15 protein-coding genes are annotated in these 19,582 nt (G+C 37.3%); 9 read left to right on the forward strand and 6 right to left on the reverse strand.

Annotated elements, in window-relative coordinates:
* Positions 1–61: 61 nt before the first annotated feature.
* Together DI076_RS17285 and DI076_RS17290 are read right to left on the reverse strand one after the other, a co-directional pair.
* The gene (locus tag DI076_RS17285) at positions 62–2,113 is read right to left on the reverse strand and encodes a S8 family serine peptidase (RefSeq protein ID WP_108961111.1); all 2,052 of its coding nucleotides are present in this window, start codon (positions 2,111–2,113) and stop codon (positions 62–64) included.
* 21 nt (positions 2,114–2,134) lie between these two features.
* Positions 2,135–3,640 carry a choice-of-anchor D domain-containing protein gene (locus DI076_RS17290; RefSeq protein ID WP_108961273.1) on the reverse strand — a complete coding sequence of 502 codons (1,506 nt, stop codon included), beginning with the start codon at positions 3,638–3,640 and terminating at the stop codon, positions 2,135–2,137.
* Positions 3,641–3,942: 302 nt separating this feature from the next.
* On the opposite strand from DI076_RS17290, the gene DI076_RS17295 reads away from it, so the two are divergent.
* Positions 3,943–4,683 (forward strand): lysoplasmalogenase family protein, encoded by a 741-nt coding sequence (locus tag DI076_RS17295; protein ID WP_245918547.1) that lies wholly within the window; start codon positions 3,943–3,945, stop codon positions 4,681–4,683.
* On the opposite strand, the gene DI076_RS17300 is transcribed toward DI076_RS17295, so the two are convergent.
* A complete protein-coding gene (locus tag DI076_RS17300; RefSeq protein ID WP_108961113.1) occupies positions 4,680–5,546 on the reverse strand; it encodes a methylated-DNA--[protein]-cysteine S-methyltransferase in 867 nt (288 codons plus the stop codon). The genes DI076_RS17295 and DI076_RS17300 overlap by 4 nt on opposite strands.
* Positions 5,547–5,667: 121 nt before the next feature.
* On the opposite strand from DI076_RS17300, the gene hrpB reads away from it, so the two are divergent.
* Positions 5,668–8,133 carry an ATP-dependent helicase HrpB gene (gene hrpB / locus DI076_RS17305; RefSeq protein ID WP_108961114.1) on the forward strand — a complete coding sequence of 822 codons (2,466 nt, stop codon included), beginning with the start codon at positions 5,668–5,670 and terminating at the stop codon, positions 8,131–8,133.
* Here the strand turns inward: hrpB and DI076_RS17310 are convergent.
* Positions 8,115–8,600 (reverse strand): DUF8512 domain-containing protein, encoded by a 486-nt coding sequence (locus DI076_RS17310; RefSeq protein ID WP_108961115.1) that lies wholly within the window; start codon positions 8,598–8,600, stop codon positions 8,115–8,117. The genes hrpB and DI076_RS17310 overlap by 19 nt on opposite strands.
* A gap of 83 nt (positions 8,601–8,683) precedes the next feature.
* Between DI076_RS17310 and DI076_RS17315 the strand changes: the two genes are divergently transcribed.
* From DI076_RS17315 to DI076_RS17335, 5 genes are all read left to right on the forward strand, one after another.
* Positions 8,684–10,567, forward strand: coding sequence for a polysaccharide biosynthesis protein (locus tag DI076_RS17315; RefSeq protein WP_174705096.1), 1,884 nt, complete (start codon positions 8,684–8,686; stop codon positions 10,565–10,567).
* Entirely contained in the window at positions 10,564–11,022 is a 459-nt protein-coding gene (locus DI076_RS17320; protein ID WP_108961116.1) for a ClpXP protease specificity-enhancing factor SspB, read from the forward strand. Before DI076_RS17315 ends, DI076_RS17320 begins: the two co-directional genes overlap by 4 nt.
* Entirely contained in the window at positions 11,019–12,635 is a 1,617-nt protein-coding gene (locus DI076_RS17325; RefSeq protein WP_108961117.1) for a permease, read from the forward strand. The genes DI076_RS17320 and DI076_RS17325 overlap by 4 nt, the downstream gene beginning before the upstream one ends.
* Before the next feature lie 87 nt (positions 12,636–12,722).
* Positions 12,723–13,613 (forward strand): protease HtpX, encoded by an 891-nt coding sequence (gene htpX, locus DI076_RS17330; protein ID WP_108961118.1) that lies wholly within the window; start codon positions 12,723–12,725, stop codon positions 13,611–13,613.
* A gap of 93 nt (positions 13,614–13,706) precedes the next feature.
* Entirely contained in the window at positions 13,707–14,240 is a 534-nt protein-coding gene (locus tag DI076_RS17335) for an adenine phosphoribosyltransferase (protein WP_100715915.1), read from the forward strand.
* A 33-nt stretch (positions 14,241–14,273) separates the two neighbouring features.
* On the opposite strand, the gene DI076_RS17340 is transcribed toward DI076_RS17335, so the two are convergent.
* Positions 14,274–15,311, reverse strand: a complete 1,038-nt coding sequence (locus tag DI076_RS17340) for an ATP-binding protein (RefSeq protein WP_108961275.1) — start codon at positions 15,309–15,311, stop codon at positions 14,274–14,276.
* Between the two features lie 31 nt (positions 15,312–15,342).
* On the opposite strand from DI076_RS17340, the gene DI076_RS17345 reads away from it, so the two are divergent.
* Both DI076_RS17345 and DI076_RS17350 read left to right on the forward strand, forming a co-directional pair.
* Entirely contained in the window at positions 15,343–16,890 is a 1,548-nt protein-coding gene (locus DI076_RS17345; protein ID WP_108961119.1) for a S1C family serine protease, read from the forward strand.
* On the forward strand, positions 16,891–18,363 hold the full coding sequence (locus DI076_RS17350) for a PDZ domain-containing protein (protein WP_108961120.1): 1,473 nt from the start codon (positions 16,891–16,893) through the stop codon (positions 18,361–18,363).
* On the opposite strand, the gene DI076_RS17355 is transcribed toward DI076_RS17350, so the two are convergent.
* Positions 18,360–19,574, reverse strand: a complete 1,215-nt coding sequence (locus DI076_RS17355) for an AZOBR_p60025 family cell surface glycopolymer formation protein (RefSeq protein WP_108961121.1) — start codon at positions 19,572–19,574, stop codon at positions 18,360–18,362. The genes DI076_RS17350 and DI076_RS17355 overlap by 4 nt on opposite strands.
* Between the last annotated feature and the right edge of the window lie 8 nt (positions 19,575–19,582).

The following is a 19,582-nucleotide window of genomic DNA, read 5'->3' on the forward strand; positions in this document are numbered from 1 at the left end:
ACTTTCCTTCACCCCTTGCGCACATGTAACGTAAGGGATGAGAAGAATAGATAGTAAAAATTTATTGAAGTGTTGCCGTAACACCAGTCACCTGATTGAGATGTTTCACGGAATCTTCAGCATTAATTGATTTGCCGTACTTTGTATTGGCAGAGATTGATGGCGTCGCTGTTCCTCCATCAATTAATTTTTGGATAACTTCAGTAAAGTTTAATTGTGGGTTATATGCTCTGATAAGTGCTGCCACTCCTGCTACGTTTGGTGTTGCCATTGAAGTTCCATTGTAATTACCGTAAGAATTATTGGATGCAATCCAAGCGCTTAGATAAAAGTCTCCAAACATTGCACCACCATTTTGAGTAGAACTATCCGACTTATAACGATATCCGACTGTGCAACTTGTAGCTGCTGTATTCATACAATTTGTCAATGTAACTTCTTCTGATAATATGAAGGAATATCCAACTCCAGAAACAGTTTTTCTACATAATCTTTGCACATACATAGACCGGTTATAATCAGGAAGTGTTAAGAGAGTTCCTCCTGAAAATGGGCTAGATGCATCATTTTTGTAATATACTTCCGTATAATCATAACATGTATCTCCGATAGATTCACCATCGGAAACAATAGTTTGAAATAAGGATACTTTCGTTGCATTACTTGGGATGGTGAATGATTTATAGACAGTTCTGTCAATACTTGCAGAAACAGATGTTGGATTATTGTAAGGCGGAGTAAAATTGAAGTTAATAACAGAACAATCGTTTGGTAATGCCAATCCTTTCAAGGTGCCTGATCCAACTGCACAAGATTGGTAAGCCCAAGTTACAGCACCACCTGAACCACCTGTTGTCCAACCCGTATAATTTGAAGTTCCTTCATTGTATGTAGTTTCACTTCCAAAAATACTATAAATATTGGTTCCTGGAGCACCAAAGTCAACAGCACGATTTGCAGCAGTAGTTGTTGTATCAAAATTAGAAAAGCTCGCACGTTGGAAATTTTGATCTAGTGCAGCGATACAAATTTGATTGGCATTATTGTTTTTACAAGGGTAGGAATTTCCAGATGCAAGATCTGTGTTTTCATTCCCAGCTGCTACCACAACTAAAACATCATTGGCTTTTGCAAATTCCACCGCATCGTAAATCAACTGGCTGTATTGTGTTCCACCTAAACTCATGTTGATGATTTTTGCACCATTTCTTACGGCAAAGTAAATTCCGTCGGTAACAGTAGCGTTACTTCCTCCACCTACTCCCAATACTCGAACTGACATGAGTTGAGCAGATTGGCAAACTCCTGAAATTCCTTTATTATTATTTCCTACAGCACCAATAGTTCCAGCCACGTGACTTCCATGACCTTCCTCATCTTTTGGATCATTATCTCCAGAGGCAAAATCCCATCCATGTTTGGGGCATCCACCACCAATCGTATTCCCATCTTTATCTTTGCAACTTGCGGTACCATCCCACATATTTGCTGATAAGTCCTCATGGTTATAGTTGATGCCAGTATCAAGCACAGCAATAATGATAGAACTGCAGTTCGATGTCACATCCCAAGCACCTAATACATTCATATCTTTCCCAATAGCCGATGCACCTGGAGGATTATTCGTTGTATACGATGGTGAGGATATGGTTTGATTCGTGTTATTTAAACCCCAAAGTTTACCAAAATCCGTATCGTTTGGTGCAGTAGCTTGGGCATAGTAGTAGTATTTTGGTTCCGCATATTCGACAGCAGGATCTAGTTTAGCGCGAATGACTGCATCAGCTACTGATTCATTGCTCGCAATTTTAACAGTTGTAAAATTTGCTCTTTTGCTCACATGTCCAACTTGAAAACCTAATGATCTTGACCGATTGAATATTTCATCACTTGGAACAGTTGGTTTGAATTTAATTACAATTTCATCCGGTGCAAAATCAGGTCGATTTGCTACTCCTGATTTTGAATGTGAATTGGTAATACTAGTTTCAAATCGAAACGGTTCAGTTAAAAAGTTCCGTTGATTAGGATCGGAAATGATAACAGTTGATGTAAGAACTGTTATAAAACAAATGATTTTTATCTTAGAAGCGTAACTTAGTTTAGTTTTCATATCTATTATTTTCCTTTTGGATTAGGTAGAGGGCACATTGACTGATGTTTGAGTCGATGGTGTCCCACCGGTTGTATTGTATTTACCAAATGCAAAAACCTTTATATACCAAGTCCCATATGTATTCACTGAGATGATTTTAGTAGTAGGAGTTGTACCACCCGCATTTGGAACTGTGTCACAAAAAATTGTTGTTCCATTTACATCGGCAGGATTAAATCCATTTGTTTTACTGTAACAAACTTTATAACCACCATCTGTATCATTCACAGCTTTTTCTTTTAAGCCTGTCCATGAAACTGAAATGCCAGCATTTGATTTTCCAGTGCCTTCTACGGTGATATCAGATGATGAGGCAGAGCCATTGTTTCCATTGGTACTAGTGACTCTAACGACTGCTGTTTTTGATCCACTAGTAGAAGGGGCGAATGTAACTGTAAATGTAGTGCTTTGTCCAGGAGTCAGTGAAGTTGCACCTGCAGCACTGGTTGTGAATTGATCAGTATTCCCACTGAATTCATTTACTGCAAGTCCTGTGAGTGTTGCAGTTCCATTGTTGGTGATCGTAACCGTTTTTGCCGAAGAAGATAAACCTGGCCATAAAATTCCAAACGTTGGTAGTGTTCCACCAGAAGTATACGAACTAGAGTTATGCGAAATTGCTATGGTTGGAACTGGTTTTACGGTTGCTGTTCCGTTCACTGTAAATATAAAATTGGAAGGTGTTGCGTTAACTGTAATCGTTGCTGATTTTGAAGTTGGAGTTGTATTCGCTGGCGAAAACGTTACATTAAATGTAAATGTTCCGTCTTGCGCTAATGTAGATCCATTCGCAACGGAAACTGCAGAAACCATAAACTGTGCATTGGAACTCTCCACAACTGGAGTTCCTAAAGTAGTAGACAAACTACCTGCATTACTCACTGTAAATTGGATTGGTGTTCCAGAAGATAGTTCTTCTACACTTCCTACATTAAAACTACCATTCCCTACAATTTCAGTTGCTCCTTGAGAAACTGTCAACTTTGCTGCAGCAGGTCCACCTGTGCCAGTGAACGTTAATTGGAAAGCAGATAGAGCTGGATCTGAAGTGGATAACTTTACGACGGCGGTTTTAAGACCTTCCGAAGTTGGTTTGAATCGCAAACTAAAGGTTACAGAAGCATTGGGAGCAAGTGTTGTTTGGTTCGGTTGTGTCAATTGGAAGTGTGAACTATCGGTTCCACTGATTGTGACAATTGGTGATCCTGGCAAAGTTAAGGATGAGGTACCTTTGTTTTGGATTGTAAGTGTCGCCAATTTTCCATTCGTAGTATTGATGGGTTCGGTACCTAAACTGATAGTTGACCCACTTTCTCTGACAACACCTGAATAGGTGACTTCTAATCTTGGTGCTCCCACATCTGTTCCACCACCACCAAGTCCTAAAAGTGCAAAGGCAGCTCCCCCGCCACCACCCCCTGCTCCTGGGCAAGATATAAATGTGAAGATAGAGAATAAGGGAATTAGAATGTACTTTTTTTGCATGCGATTTGGGCCCAACGTCCGAATTTTTGACCAATATAATTCACGTTCGTCTACTTTCAATCACACTGTTTTCATTCCGTGGTCAAGCAAACCGTTAAAAACGGTGCAAGGCCATTTTTAGAACGTAAATTCTGGTTTGAATCCATTTTTTTTGATTAAAATAGGAAACATCATAGCTGTTAGGAGTAATTTTTACAATATAATCATTGTTTGGTTCCTCTTTAGAGATGGAATTGTAAAGAATTTCACTACTAACAAAACTTAAGCATTGCTTTTCTTACTGAATCATGGTAATATCCAGTATGGTATATTATTTCATCCTCACAGCCATTCCCTTTGCCATCGTTTCCGCTTTTTCTATCCATTGGATCACTTTAAGCGAAGAATCGAACCCAGAAAAACGATTAGAGATTTCCCGTGGGGTTTATTTAGGATTTTCCTTCCAAGTGATAGTTTTTGCTTGGTTATTATTCCAATTGGGTCATTCACGTTTCGCTTATCCAGTCATTGCAATCGCCTTTTCTATGCTAGGTGATTGGTTCAATTTACAATTTCCATTGGCAAAAAAATATATGAAAGATCCAGTTTTAGGTGGCATATTTAGTTTCGCCATCGCTCAAATCTTTTTTATATTGGCCCTACGCCAATTGATCACTTGGGAAGAATTGTATTCTAGTCCGAGACCATTCATCATCAGTTTACTTTTGATCATTTTACCCGCTTTGATTTTCTTTTTTAGAGTGTACAATCCAAGTCGCTCCAAATGGGTGATGGCCTCTGCATTTATCTATGGCATCATTTTGTGTTTTTTTGTATCCTTATGCATTAACGCCTATTTGTTGTATGGTGGTGTTTGGATTTATTTGGGAATTGGAGCTGGATTTTTCCTTCTCTCAGATGCTGTGATGGGTGAAACAACAATCAATGGCACAAGGCATCCAAAATGGGAGTTTCAAGTTCCTTGGATTACCTATCTAATTGCTCAGTGTTTTTTACTCGTTGGTTTTTTTCTTGTTTCCCATACGAGACTACTCGCTCATTAAAAAGAAAACTCTGAATCCATTTTTTGAAAATGGGTTGCACTTTCCCACATAAGTAATGTTTGTTTGCGTTTGGGATCCCACCGGTAACCACCAAATAAACCAGAAGATTGAATGACTCGGTGGCATGGGATGAGCACTGCGATTGGATTTTTTCCAATCGCAGTACCCACTGCACGTTGTGCATTTTTTTTGCCAATCAATTCAGCAATTTCTCCATAGGTGGATGTATCTCCAGAAGGGATCGAGAGAAGTGACTGCCATACCTTAATTTGGAACGGTGTCCCTAACACAGAAAGATGGATGGGCGCTTTTGGTACGGTAAAATTTTGTAAAAATTCTTTCACTGGATTGTGTAATTCTCTTGTTTCTTCTTTCCATACTGCATTTAGGAAAGTAACTTTGATTGCAGACAAACTTTCTTCTTTGTCCATTCCCTGTTGTAAAAACTGTAAACTCTGAATCGATTTCTCAGACGATACAACAACCATTTCCCCTAAAATGGTAGGGAAAAACTCATAGTATAAATGTACACCTTCTCCAAACGATTTAAATTCACCAGGTGTCATTCCCTCTAATTTGATAAATAAATCGTGTAATCTTCCTGTACCAGATAATCCCAAACGATAAGTTGTATCTAATATTGAAGTTTTTTGGATAATTCGCTTAGCGTGCGTTAAAGTTACCGATGATAAAAATTGTTTGGGTGAGACTCCAACATACTCTAAGAACAGTTTTTGGAAATGTGAAGGACTTAATTTGGCAATTTGAGCCAATGAATCTAAACTGGGTTGGGATTTAAAATTTTGAATCAAATATTCAATTGCGTTTTGAATGAGTTGGTAATGTTTTCCTTGCGATTCCACAATGAAAGTTTACTCAATCGGTTTCGATTCGGAAACCCGATTCTTGTGATTTTCCCAAAAAAATACATTTTGTTTGCATTTTTTTAGGATCTTGGAAGTATTTTTTTAAACTAAGAAGACCGTGAATCCCAACTCCGAAACATTCCCTGTATTGTCCGCCTTACAAAAGATAGTTGAATCTATCCAAAAAAATCCTGTTACAATTTTGGATGCACCACCCGGTTCTGGTAAAACAACTGCCCTTCCTTTAGAACTATTAAAATTCAATTTAACAGCAGGGAAAAAAATTTGTATCCTCGAACCAAGACGGATTGCAGCAAAAAATGCAGCCAAACGGATTTGCCAAACCATTGGAGAACCAGTGGGAGAAACCGCTGGATATCGTGTCCGTTTTGATTCTAAAATCAATCGAGATACAAAAATTGAATTTGTTACTGATGGGATTTTAACAAAATATCTACTGTCTGATCCTGAACTGTCAGACTATGGGTTACTTATCTTTGATGAATTCCATGAAAGAAGATTAGAATCAGATCTTTGTTTTGCATTGGCTAGAAAAACCCAAGAGATCTTTCGTAGTGATTTAAAAATTCTCATCATGTCTGCAACATTGGAAGGACAAAACTTTGTTAACCTTGGGATAACAAATCCCCCAATTGAAGTTTCAACTTCCACACATCCATTAGAAATTTTTTATATGGGCCAATCTCAAAAAAATCTTCTACAACGATTCATCGACCTAATACCCAAGGCAGTCGAACAGACAACAGGTGATATTTTGGTTTTTTTATCGGGGAAAAAAGAAATTTTAGATTTAAAATTCCAACTTGAGTTAAACCAAACCATCAAAGAGAATTCTATCGTTCTACCTTTGTTTGGAGATATGAATTTATCTGACCAAGAAAAAATCTTTTTACCAGACTCTCGAGGCAAAAAGAAAATAATCTTATCCACAAATATTGCAGAATCATCTGTAACGATTCCTGGTGTACGAGTCGTATTTGATTCTGGTTATTTTAAACATTCTATTTTTGATCCAGAATCCGGAATCACACACTTGGTCCGAGACCGAATTAGCCTCAGTAGTGCAAAACAAAGAGCAGGACGTGCATCGAGAGAAGGGAAAGGACTGGTTTATAAACTTTGGTCAAAAGAAGAAGAGACAAACTTTTTTGATCGTACAAAACCAGAAATCCTAGAAGGAGATTTAGACCGTTTGGTTTTGGAAATCAAATCATTTGGTGAAGAGATAAATTCTCTTCCTTTCCTTGATCCACCAAACAAAGGTTCAATTGCTCTTTCTATGGCGCGTTTAGAATTATTAGGTTGTTTAGATAAAAAAAACCAACTAACCGATTTAGGGAAAGAAACATTATTATACCCCCTTCCCATTCGATTAGGATGTGTGATCTCTCGGTTGCCAAAAGAAAACGAAACAATTATAGCAGACATTGTATCGATTCTAGGTAAGGAATCTACTGGTACAGAATCAAAGGAATTTCCGAATACCATTTCACAGAGTTCATTCTCACAAGAATTGAAACTCGTTTATGAGCAAATTTTAAGCATTTTTAAAGGGAAAAAAGCATTTCCACAAAAAAACAAAAACTACCAAAGAGATTATTATTTTTGCAAAGGATTCCCAGATCGGATTGGCAAACGAAAAGAAAAAGAGGCAAAAGAATACAAACTCTCTAATGGTAAAATTGGTACTTTTAATACAAACTTACTTCACTTACCCGAATACATAATTGCACTCGATACAATTTCTTTTGGTTCCACTTTCTACATCACCCAATACCTCCCCATTTCTCTTGAACAAATCGAAGAAAGTCTAAACGAACACATTGAAACCTTTCAAAGGCCTGAAATCAGAACAAACCAAAGGGATGAATCTTTTTTAATCGTGAAAGAAGAGAGAAAAATTGGCGATCTGATTTTGGATTCTAAAGAATTGACAAAACCAAATCCAGTATCCATTCAAAATGCGCTCTTAGAATACTTATCCAATTTGGATTGGGAGTACGAATGGGAAAAAAGAGAAGAACTTTTCAATTATTTACATCGAGTTCAATTTTTGGTCAAAAATGATGTGTTAGGTGTTAATGTTTCCTTAGACCATTTGAAATCAACGGTAAAAGATTGGTTATTTCCATTTCTGAATTTTGAAACACAAAAGTTTTCTTTAACGAATCTTCCATTTTTAGAAGCTTTTAAATCATATGTAGGATATGAAAACCAATCGATCATCCAGAAAGAAGCACCAACATCAATTCAAGTTCCTTCTGGTTCTACTTTACCCATACAATACCATGGCAATGAACCTGAATTACATGTCAAATTACAAGAGTTATTTGGGCTTAAATCCTTGCCAAATTTAGCAAACGGAAAAGCAAAAATTCTAGTCCATTTATTGTCACCCGCAAGAAGGCCCGTTCAAATTACAAAAGACTTAGAAAGTTTTTGGAATAACGGTTATCATGAAGTTAAAAAAGAGTTAAAAGGACGTTACCCAAAACACCCTTGGCCTGACAAACCTTGGGAAGCCATTCCTACAAAACATCTAAATCACAACAAACGTTCGTAAGTTGAGACCCAACCTTTTTGGTTCACAAAAAATTTCGACTGGCAATTTGGACAAAGGTGATCACCCATTTGTTTGAACCGAAGTAAAGTTTGGCACTCAGGGCAGTGAATGGTTTTTCCTTCTTGTGGTGACTTTGGAGTGAGTTCGTTTGCGGGAGTATCCCCGATATAAAATGATTCTAGATGATGGATACATTCTGCTTCTTCGCTAAAAAACGAAAAGAAGGCATTCTGTTCAGAAGGGACTTCCGATTTTAATCCAAAGCCTGCTAGTTTTGAACCAGTTTCTTTGCATCTCTCCGCCATTTTTCTCAAAAATTCCCAACCTACTTCCGTCACTTCTGTGACTTCTGTAAAATCAAGGCAAAAAAGCGATGGCGAAAGAGTTTCTTCCTTTAGTTTTAAATAAAGTTCCGAGCCAATTTCTGCGGAAAAAATCCCCGCAAGGCGGAAAAGAAGTGATTTCAAACAGGTTTTTCCTCTTTTCTATTCTTCGGAACAGATTCTGTATTTACAAGGAATTTTGTTCCAAATACCTTTATTTATCAGATATGAAATCGATCCCAAGACGATACTGGGTTTTTCCTGTAGACATTCTCTTTATGTTTTTGTCCTATTTTCTCGCACACTTGGTGCGATTTGAAAATATTGGGTTTCTCGACAATTACCCAGATTTTTGGGTCTGTGCCACTATCGTCGTGGTCACGAGAAGTATCGTTTTTTTATTTTCAGGGATCTATCGTTCTTTGTGGTCATATGCTTCGTTACACGACCTTTTGGCCATCATCAAAGCAACCATCCTTTCTTCTTTGGTTTCTACCTTAGCCCTACTCTTTTATAATCGATTCTACCAATTATCACGAATGGTTCCCATTCTTGATACCCTCATCCTTTTAGGATTTTTGTGCCTACGAAGTTTGAGTTGGAGGATGATCAGGGAACAAATTTTTAGTCCTGACAAAACCAGGAAAGGAACTCCAATCCTACTCGTTGGTGCGGGGAAATTAGGAAGTTCTTTTTTAACTGAAATTAGGCGAAATGTAGACTTAGATTATTTCCCAATTGGATTTTTGGATGATAATGTTTCCAAAAAAGGTGGTTACATCCAAGGGATTCCCATTCTCGGATCAACGGAAGAAATTGGAAAAGTATTGAATCGTTATGCGGTCAAAAAAGTCATTATGACAGTTCCACAACCTGATGGACGTGTTGTGAGCAAACTGATGAAAGAATGCGAAAGTGCAGGTGTAGAGTTTAAAATATTACCAACATTTGGCGAATACCTTGCAGAGAAACCAAATATCACACAACTCCGTGAAGTACAAGTTGAAGATTTACTGGGTAGGCCAACTGTTGATTTAGAAATTGAATCCATTCGTTCTTACTTGGAAAAAAAAGTCATTCTCGTAACGGGCGCTGGTGGGTCAATTGGATCTGAGATCTGCCGTCAAGTCGCACTTTTTAAACCAAGTGTACTTGTTATTTTAGACGCCGCAGAAACTCCGTTATACGAGATTGACTATGAACTTCGGAAAAACTTTTCTGAATTGAATATTGACATTCGACCTGTCATCGCTGATGTAAAAAATTTATCGAGAATCTCAGCTGTTTTTGAAGAACATAGACCTTCTGTTGTTTTCCACTCAGCGGCCTATAAACATGTTCCCATGATGGAGATTAATCCTTCGGAAGCAATTCTCAATAATGTGATGGGGACAAAAAACGTAGCTGATGTTTGTCGACTGATAGGAGTGGAACGATTCGTACTCATATCCACAGACAAAGCAGTAAATCCTGTCAATGTGATGGGTGCCTCAAAACGTGCTGCTGAAATTTATCTGCAACATATCTCGCAAAATTCAAGAACCAAATTCATCACAGTTCGATTTGGGAATGTACTTGGTTCCAACGGAAGTGTGATCCCTAGATTCCGAGAACAAATCAAACGTGGTGGTCCTGTGACAGTGACTCACCCAGAAGTGATCCGGTACTTTATGACAATCCCAGAAGCCACACAACTTGTGTTACAAGCAGGGAGTATGGGCGAACATGGGGAAATCTTTTTACTCGATATGGGTGAACCGGTTCGCATTTTATCACTTGCCGAAGAGATGATTCGCCTTTCTGGATACACACCTTATAAAGATATTAATATTGAATTTTCTGGACTTAGACCTGGGGAAAAATTATACGAAGAACTTCTATTAAATGCGGAAGGGATCAAAAAAACCCATCACCCAAAAATTCGTATTGCTGCTCCACTTGATCATTATAATTTGTTACTCTTTCAAAATAAACTGAATCGGTTATTTTCCCTCGCAAAAGCCAATAAAAATAGGGAAATTTTTGCAGGATTAAAAGACATCATTCCAGAATATAAAATCCACGATGAATACATCGAATGGGAAACTTCACACGGTAAAAGGAATTTATGAGCCAAAACCTCACGCAGGAAGAAATCACAACGTTACGTGAGTTCAAAAGAGATTTATTCAATTTATACTGGGAACGATTTGGAGTATTTTATCTCCATGTAATGCCTCATCCAAAATTGGAAATCGGGAAACGTGGACTACTCAATGCAGAAAAAGAATCTGGCATTGTACTTGTGTTTGGTGATAAAGCAGTAAAAGTTTTGGATAGTAAACCCGATTATTTATTTGCCGAATTACAATTTGGTTCCACTTGGGAACCAACCATGATCCCTTGGGATGCCGTATTTCGCATTTACGACAAATTCCAAAATTCTGCTACCCAACTTCGGTTTTTACAAATCGAAACAAACACAAACCCTGAAGAATCAATATCCAAACCAAAATCCCAAAAACCAGAAGTCACTGGCGATGGGAATGTCATTCGAGTTGATTTTGGAGGCAAACGAAACGAATGAACTTTTTTACCATCACACGCGGTGACCTAGATGGATTTTTTGGTCTTATGGTCGACAACCTCATTCAACTGCTTGTTCTCTCAGCCTTATGTATGGGTGTATGCGGATTCCCTTTACCATTTATCACCTCTGTTGTGTTACCTGGCGCGGCGATTTCCTTACTCATTGGGAATGTTTTTTACGCATGGCAAGCTTGGAAATTGGGACAAAGGACAAATCGTAAAGATGTAACGGCAATTCCTTATGGAATCAATACGGTTTCTCTATTTGCATTTATTTTTTTTGTTATGTTCCCCACCTACCAAGCGACTAGTGATTATAAGGAAGCATGGAAAGCAGGGTTACTTGTTTCTTTTGCGTCCGGGATCATTGAAGTTTTGGGATCTTTTATTGCTGCAAAAATTAGGAAATACACTCCTAGGGCAGCTCTACTTTCTGCTTTAGCAGGCATTGCTCTAACCTTTATCTCAATGGACTTTTTGCTACGAACATTTGAAAGGCCCATGATCGCTTTTATCCCTCTTGGAATTATCCTCTTACAATATTTTGGGAAAGTACGATTCCCATTTGGCATTCCCGGTGGATTTTTATCAATTCTTGTTGGTGTACTTTTGTCTTATCTTTCTGGTTTTTGGGGAGATCCAATTTACAAAGAAGGTGGGGTCCAAAACGGATTGGCAACATTGGGCTTTTATTTCCCACAGTTGTCGTTATCTTCCTTGTTTGAAACTCTAACCTATTCAAATTTACAAGCATACTTTTCGATCATTTTACCTATGGGAATCTTCAATGTGATTGGTTCCTTACAAAACATCGAATCTGCGGAAGCTTCTGGTGATAGTTTTGATACAAAAACTTCCCTACTTGTAAATGGAGTAGGTACACTCGCTGGCACCGCATTTGGTTCACCTTTCCCGACTACGATTTACATCGGCCATCCAGGCTGGAAAGCGTTAGGTGCAAAACATAGTTATTCTATGTTATCTGGTGTATTTATGACCATTGTTAGTCTCTTTGGTCTCATGGGTTTAATACAAGCCTTAATTCCTGTGGAAGCTGGAATGGCAATTGTTCTTTGGATTGGAATCATCATTACAAGCCAAGCCTTCCAAGCAATTCCCAAACACCATTCCCCTGCTGTTGTTGTCGGTTTGTTACCAGCGTTTGCTGGTTGGGCAGTTCTTATCATCCAAAATGTTTTTCTTTTTTTGGATGGCAAACTTCAGGGAATCTTACAAGAATTAGGTGCAAAACAAACCTATCATTTTTCGCTTTCTGATATTCCTCCTCACTTAACTTTCCTTCCCTATGCTCTCTCTGGGATCCTTTCTCTTTCTCAAGGATTTCTCATCACATCAATGATTTGGGCTGCAATGGTAGTCTTTATTTTGGAAAGAGAATGGTTAAAAGCAAGTTTATGGGCAGTCATTGCCGCTTGTTTGTCCATGTTTGGTTGGATCCATGCATACGAACTGAAAGGGAATGCCATTTTCAATCGGTTTACAGAAATTGCAAATTGGGACTTCCCGATTGCATATGTTTCTCTTGCGACCTTATTTTTACTCATCCAGTTCCTTGGTTCCAAAGAAAAAGGCGAAAATTCAGAACATTAAATTGCTTGTAATCTTTTAGCAAGAGATGTAAAGTTTTAGTCTAATAATTAGGTTCTTGATTAAGAACCGTAAGGAGAACAATTTCCTATGACTTGGATCAAACGAATCGGTTTTTTCCTGTTAACCAATATTTTGATTATGACAACAATCTCCATCGTGACTACCCTTTTGGGATCGATGGGATTTAGCATCCGAGCCTATGGTTTGGATCTAACACAACTCATTGTATTCTGTTTAATGTGGGGTATGGCGGGGTCTTTTATTTCGCTCTTACTTTCGAAGATGATGGCGAAATGGACGATGGGTGTCAAAGTCATCGACCCAAAACAAGCTTCTGCTCATGAAATGGATGTGTATCGTCGAGTGCAATCTTTAGCACAACGTGCCCACCTTCCTATGCCAGAAGTGGGAATTTACGAATCTCCAGAAGTGAATGCTTTCGCTACTGGACCTAGTAAATCAAGTGCCCTTGTTGCCGTTTCCACTGGACTACTCAATCGAATGAACACACAAGAGTTAGAAGGTGTGCTTGCACATGAATTGTCTCACGTAGCAAACGGAGATATGGTCACCTTAACTCTCATCCAAGGTGTTGTGAACTCTTTTGCTATGTTCATCTCTCGTATCATTGCTTATGTAGCTGCCAATGCAGTGAAAGAGGAAATGGCACACATTGTAAGAATTGTTGTGACCATCGCTCTTGATATTGTTTTCTCAATTTTAGGATCAATGGCAGTTGCTTATTTCTCTCGACAAAGAGAATTCCGAGCAGATGCAGGTGGTGCTAAACTTGCGGGAAGAGAGTCGATGATTTCTGCTCTTGAATCCCTTAGACAAATGGTGGAGATGCCAGAAGACCCAAGAGGAGAAGCAATCGCTTCCTTTAAAATTTCTTCTAAGAAAGGAGGATTCTTATCTCTTTTTGCCACTCACCCGGCATTGGAAGATCGAATCCTTGCTCTCAAACAAATGAGATAATCGATACCAAAAGTTTAAAAACAATTCGAAAGGTCGGCAATTGCCGGCCTTTTTTTATTGCAAGACCCTTGACATCTTTGGTTTCATCCTTATATGTCCATTGTTAAATCTAAGATTCGAACCATTCCTGATTACCCAAAACCAGGGATTTTGTTTCGAGACATCACTTCCCTTCTCATCGACCCAGAGGGTTTCCAACTGACCATTGGGATGTTTGTAGAACGATACCAAAATGCAAAATTAAATAAAATTGCAGCGATTGATGCAAGAGGATTTATTCCAGGTGCAGCACTCGCTTTCCAACTAGGGGTTGGGTTTGTTCCGATTCGAAAAAAAGGAAAACTCCCTGGGAATACCATTTCCGAATCCTATGCTCTAGAATATGGTGTTGACCATGTGGAAATCCATACTGATGCCATTGTACCGGGAGACAAAGTTCTCATCATGGACGATTTAATCGCGACTGGTGGTACCTTGGAAGCATCCATAAAACTTATCCAAAATTTAAAAGGGCAAGTGCATGAATGTTCCACCATCATCAACTTACCTGATTTAGGTGGCGCAAAAAGGATCAAAGATACATACGGTATCGATGTTTATTCTATTTGTGAGTTTGAAGGACACTAAACCTAGTTTTTTATTCATAACAAAAAGTTTCGACTAAACGTTTGTTTTCCAATCGGAACTTTTTGTTTTATCCACTCTGATATTCACTTCATTACCTAAAAAATTCCATCTTACTAAAAATAGTTTTTTAAGTATATGAATTCCACGCCCACCCGTTACCAATTTTCGATCAGATTCAATTGGACTCGGGATTGACCTTGGGTTAAATCCTTTTCCACTATCTATCACGTAGACATCAATGTACTTTGTAGACTCAAACACATGAACTGTAATGATATCCTCTTCTCTTTTCCCGCCGTGTTCAAGAGCATTGTCCAAAGTTTCATCTACTAAAATTTGGAACCAAAAACTATCCATAGTTTTGCGCCAGTTTTGTTTCTCATATAAATTCCAAAGTTTTTCTTTCACTAACCTTAAATTGGACCTATTTGCAGGGATTTGTTCCTCAAAGATTTGTTTTGATCTTTCAAATAAAAAGGAAAAAGGATGAGTTAGGTAATCCTTCGTAAAGGAATAATGGAATAAAAATACGGTAAAACAGAATAAAAACAATAAATTCAAAAATAAGAAAAAATGCAGAAAATAGGAAGTAGAGATTGGGATGAGTAATGGGAAATTACAAATGATTAAGAATGTAAAACAAGTACAAAATGCTGCATAATAAATATATTCCATGAAAGTTTGAATCGCTGGGAAATTAAAACGCAGTTTTGCAATGACCAAGTAAGAAAACACAATGAATGTCACTATATAATAAGCGTTATAGTAATATTTCAATAAAATTAAACTAGCCTCTGGATATACATCGTTGAGTATTCCCAAATCAACCAACAGTAACATGATCCCCATACCAAAGACAAAAGAAGAAATGATGAGAAGTTTTGGGAAGTTACGGAAAAAAGTAGGAAAATGTAATCCAAAGAAAATCAGAACAAATGATAAAAACACAAGAAAAGTCGAAATGACATGAGGGTGGTTTAGGATTTGGTTTTTTAAAAACAAAGAATCAAGTAAGATTGTCAAATTACCAACACAGAAAAATCCAGCAAGGATTGAAAAACTTGTTTTCATTCCCGTGCGAGGGTTCTTTCTAAAGGAAACGATGCCCGTGATCAGTGAAAAGAAGGCTACCGATCCGAATAAAATGGATTCAAAAAAACTCATGCAGAATCAGAAAAAAATTTTAACTTCCCCACTTCCCTTTGCGAGTACTATTTTATTTTTTCTCACTTTATTCTCTTTCAGTATAGGTGCCGAATCCAACAGCCAATCCATTGACGAATTGAGGAAATCTGTAGTCCAAATCCGCGTATTTTCACAAGCAAAAGATCCATATTCACCTTGGATGTCTTCTGGCATTTCTGCATCCACAGGTTCTGGATTTATCATATCAAAGAACAGGATTCTTACCAATGCTCATGTTGTTTCAAATGCAAAATTCATTGAAACCCAGAGAAACAACCAAACAGAATGGTATGAGGTAAAGGTTCTTTATATTGCACATGATTGTGATTTGGCAATCTTAGAAGTGCCAGATCAAAACTTTTACTCAGATAGTATAGAATTAGAGTTAGGTGGTCTCCCTGAACTCGCAAGCCCTGTGGATATAATTGGATATCCTATTGGAGGCAGCAAAATTTCTGTCAGCAGAGGGATCGTTTCTCGTATTGAACAGTCTAGTTATGCACATTCTCAAATTGATAGCCATTTAGTCGTGCAAGTTGATGCAGCAATCAATCCTGGGAATTCAGGTGGGCCTGCATTTCAAAATGGGAAAGTAGTAGGTGTTGCTTTCCAAGCATCAACCAAAGGTGAAAATATCGGTTATATCATTCCTACAAATGTCATCCAACATTTTCTAAAGGACATAGAAGATGGAGAATACGACGGTTATGTGGAACTTGGAATCCAAACACAAAATTCATTCTCCGAATCACATCGAAACTTTTACGAAATTCCAAGTGGAGAAGAAGGTGTATTTGTCACCCGAGTGTATAAACAAGGTTCTGCAGATGGATACCTTCAACCTGGAGATTATTTAACAGCAATTGATGGTCGCAAAATCGGAAGGAATGGAAATTTAAAAGAAACAAACTCAATCGATTTTTTAGAAGTCATTGATAACAAATTTGCTGGAGAAGAAATCCAGTTTGATCTCATTCGAAAGAAGAAAAAAATACGAGTGAGTTTTCCTGCTAAAAAAATGCCACAGATGGAAAACCAAAGGTCAAGGTATGGAGCAGATTATCCTTATTTGCTTTTGGGAGGTCTTGTATTCCAATCTGTCAATAGAGATCTATTGGAATCTTGGAGTAAAATTGGACAAACACAAGGAGGTAGTTTACTTGTGTATCGATTTTATGAAGGTTCGAATTTATTAGATGGTGAGACTGAAGATATTGTATTATATCGTAAATTACCCCACCCCACAAACTCACATTCCGACTTTTATCTCAATATGGTTGTCGAATCATTTAACGGTACGAAGGTGCGAAATCTCAATCATTTTAAGAGCCTAATCCAAACTTCAAAAGATAAAACCTACAAAATATACTTTTATGGAATCCAAGTTCCGATGATTTTAGACCGAGATGAATCCGAAAAAGCAGACGAACAAATCAAACGAACTAACCATATCAAAGGTAAATGAATGAAATTTTTATCACCAATCCTCTCATTTTTGATTCTCTCAATTTGTTTTTCCGTCTCACTCAAAAGTAAACCAGTGCCAGTGGGGAACCAAGATCCTTCGATTTTACAAATCAAGGTCACTGTATTGTACCCTAATTATATCCAACCTTGGAGATTTAAAAATCCAGAAATCCGGCAGTCCACAGGAATTTATATCGGTGAAAATAGGATTCTTGTACCTGCACAAGCGATCTATTTTTATTCCAATATAGAAGTGAAAAAACCCGATACCCTGAAAGTTTATACAGCTGAAGTAGAACGTATAGATGCAGATTTAGGACTCGCCATACTTAAGTTAAATGATTCATCCTTTCAAAAAGATTTAAAAGCTGTTATCTTTCAAAGTGAAGTTTTTTTACCTGGTAATGGCACAGTGATGGAGAGTAAGGACCAAAGAAATTTAGAAGAGAAAAAACTTAGAATGATCAGAATGGATATCGATTCCTATGCGAGTGGTTATGCGGAATACCCATACATAGAAATCCAATCCGAAGAAAAATTAGATGGGATTGGCGAACTTGTTTTAGATGTTACTTCCCGTATCCCACAAGGTATTTTATACCAATTCAAAGAAAATGGAATGGGTAAAATGATACCTTCTTTTTCGATCAAACACTTCATCGATGGCAAATCATTTCCGTTTAAAGGATTTCGATTCAAACCTTTAGTGGATAGTGCCTCTCGGAATGACTATGGTCTACGTAAAGACGATTTAGGTGTACTCGTTGCCGAAATTTACCCTGGATCATCTGCAGATGGAAATTTAAAACTAGAAGATGTGATATTAGAAGTATCAAATTATAAAATAGATCCAAAAGGTTACTTTGATCATCCAAAATTTGGGAAATTAAACATGTCCTATTTGTTTCATAATACAAATGAATCGGATTCTGCTTTTGATAAAAAAATAAAAGTCAAAGTGTTTCGAAATAAAAAACCAATTACTATAGAATTAGAATCCAAACCATTAAACGAATCTGCAATTCGAATCCCACATGGTAATACCAGATCTCAGATGCCAAAGTATTTAATGTTAGCTGGAATTATATTCCAAGAACTTTCAGAACATTATTTAACAGAACATGGGAACCAATGGAGAAATCGAGTTAGCAAAGAATTATTATACTTAAATGATTTTTATCGAATCAAAAGAAATGCCAAAGAAGGGAAAGTGATTTTTTTATCACAGGTTGTCCCTCTCTCAGGAAATAAAGCGTATCATATGTCCCATCAACTGGTACTCAAATCTGTAAACGGCCAGGAGATTTCATCATTAGAAGACTTACGTACCATAGTGAATCAAAATGAGTCACCTTATATAAGATTTACGATGAATGATGGTTCTGAACTGATTTTCAAAAAAGATGAAATCAGTTCATTGAATGAAGAAGCTAAAAAAAGTTTTCAAATTCCATCTGATTCCAATTTTTAAAATCCAACTTGGAAATTCATTTGTTTCGATATGAACAATACTTTTAATAGAAAAAAAACTAGAATTAGTAATGTTATCAAAATATATTCCTGTTTTCTAATTTGCCGATCCTCATTCATCAAAAGGAGTAAAATTGGTATCGATAAGGTAAACATTCTTGATACGTTTTCATAAACAGACCAAAAATGGTAATACCCTGCCGTACCAACCATAAACATCACAAGAAGAAAGGAAATTCGAAACTCCCAACCTTTTTGTATTTTACCCGTAAATGGGAGGAAAACTCCTAAAAAGAAGAGAATCACAAGTGGAAATCGAGATAACAATCGGGCTAATTCTTTAATACTTCCACCGGATGCCAATTGCCTCCAAATCGATTCTGAATAAGAAATTAATCCTTCGAATGGCAATATAAAATCCGTAAGGCGGCCAGGTCTCCAATTTGGAAACTTATACGATAAATAGAGATGCCAACAAACAGGAATGACAAGAACTGATCCTACAACGATAACTCGTTTCCAATCCATTCGCACTAAAGAAAGTAACCCAAGTGGGAATAGAAGGAATAAAGCAGGTTCTTTGGTTAATATTGCTAAACTCGACAAAAGTACAAATTGAATCCATTTTTCATTCACATAAAAATAATAGGCAATGATGAGTATGGAAACCATTACGGAATCACTCACAAGTACGTAATAACTACCAAGTGCAAATGGACTCAGTAAATACAAAACCGCATATGGTTTTGTTTCTTCATTTAATAGTTTTCTAAGGAAAAAATAAGAAACTATGATAAGAGAAATATTCCAAAAATACATCCCAAAAATAGCAAAACTTTTACCAAAAATACCAAAGATGGCGATTAACAAAGGATAACCGATGCGAGGGGCACGGTAAGATTCATCAAATCCTTTTGGCCAATCTAAATTCAAATTTGCAAGTGGCCTGGAAAAATAGTAAAAAATCTGACCATCATAACCTGCACCCAAATCGCCGGTTTCCCCTTTGAATAAAATGGCATTTTCTGGAGTTTCCGAATCATTTTGTAAGGCAAATTCATGACCAAAATTAACCATCGAACTTGGATTCCATTGGTATTTTTTCCAATAGGAAAGAGTTGATATCCCCCATAAAATTATAAATAAACCAATGGTTAACCACTGTTTTGTGTTCAAGTAATCAAAAATAGGATTAAGTTTTTTCAAAACCATTTGGATTC

Source organism: Leptospira ellinghausenii, assembly GCF_003114815.1.
In the GTDB taxonomy this organism is placed as follows: Bacteria; Spirochaetota; Leptospiria; order Leptospirales; family Leptospiraceae; genus Leptospira_A; species Leptospira_A ellinghausenii.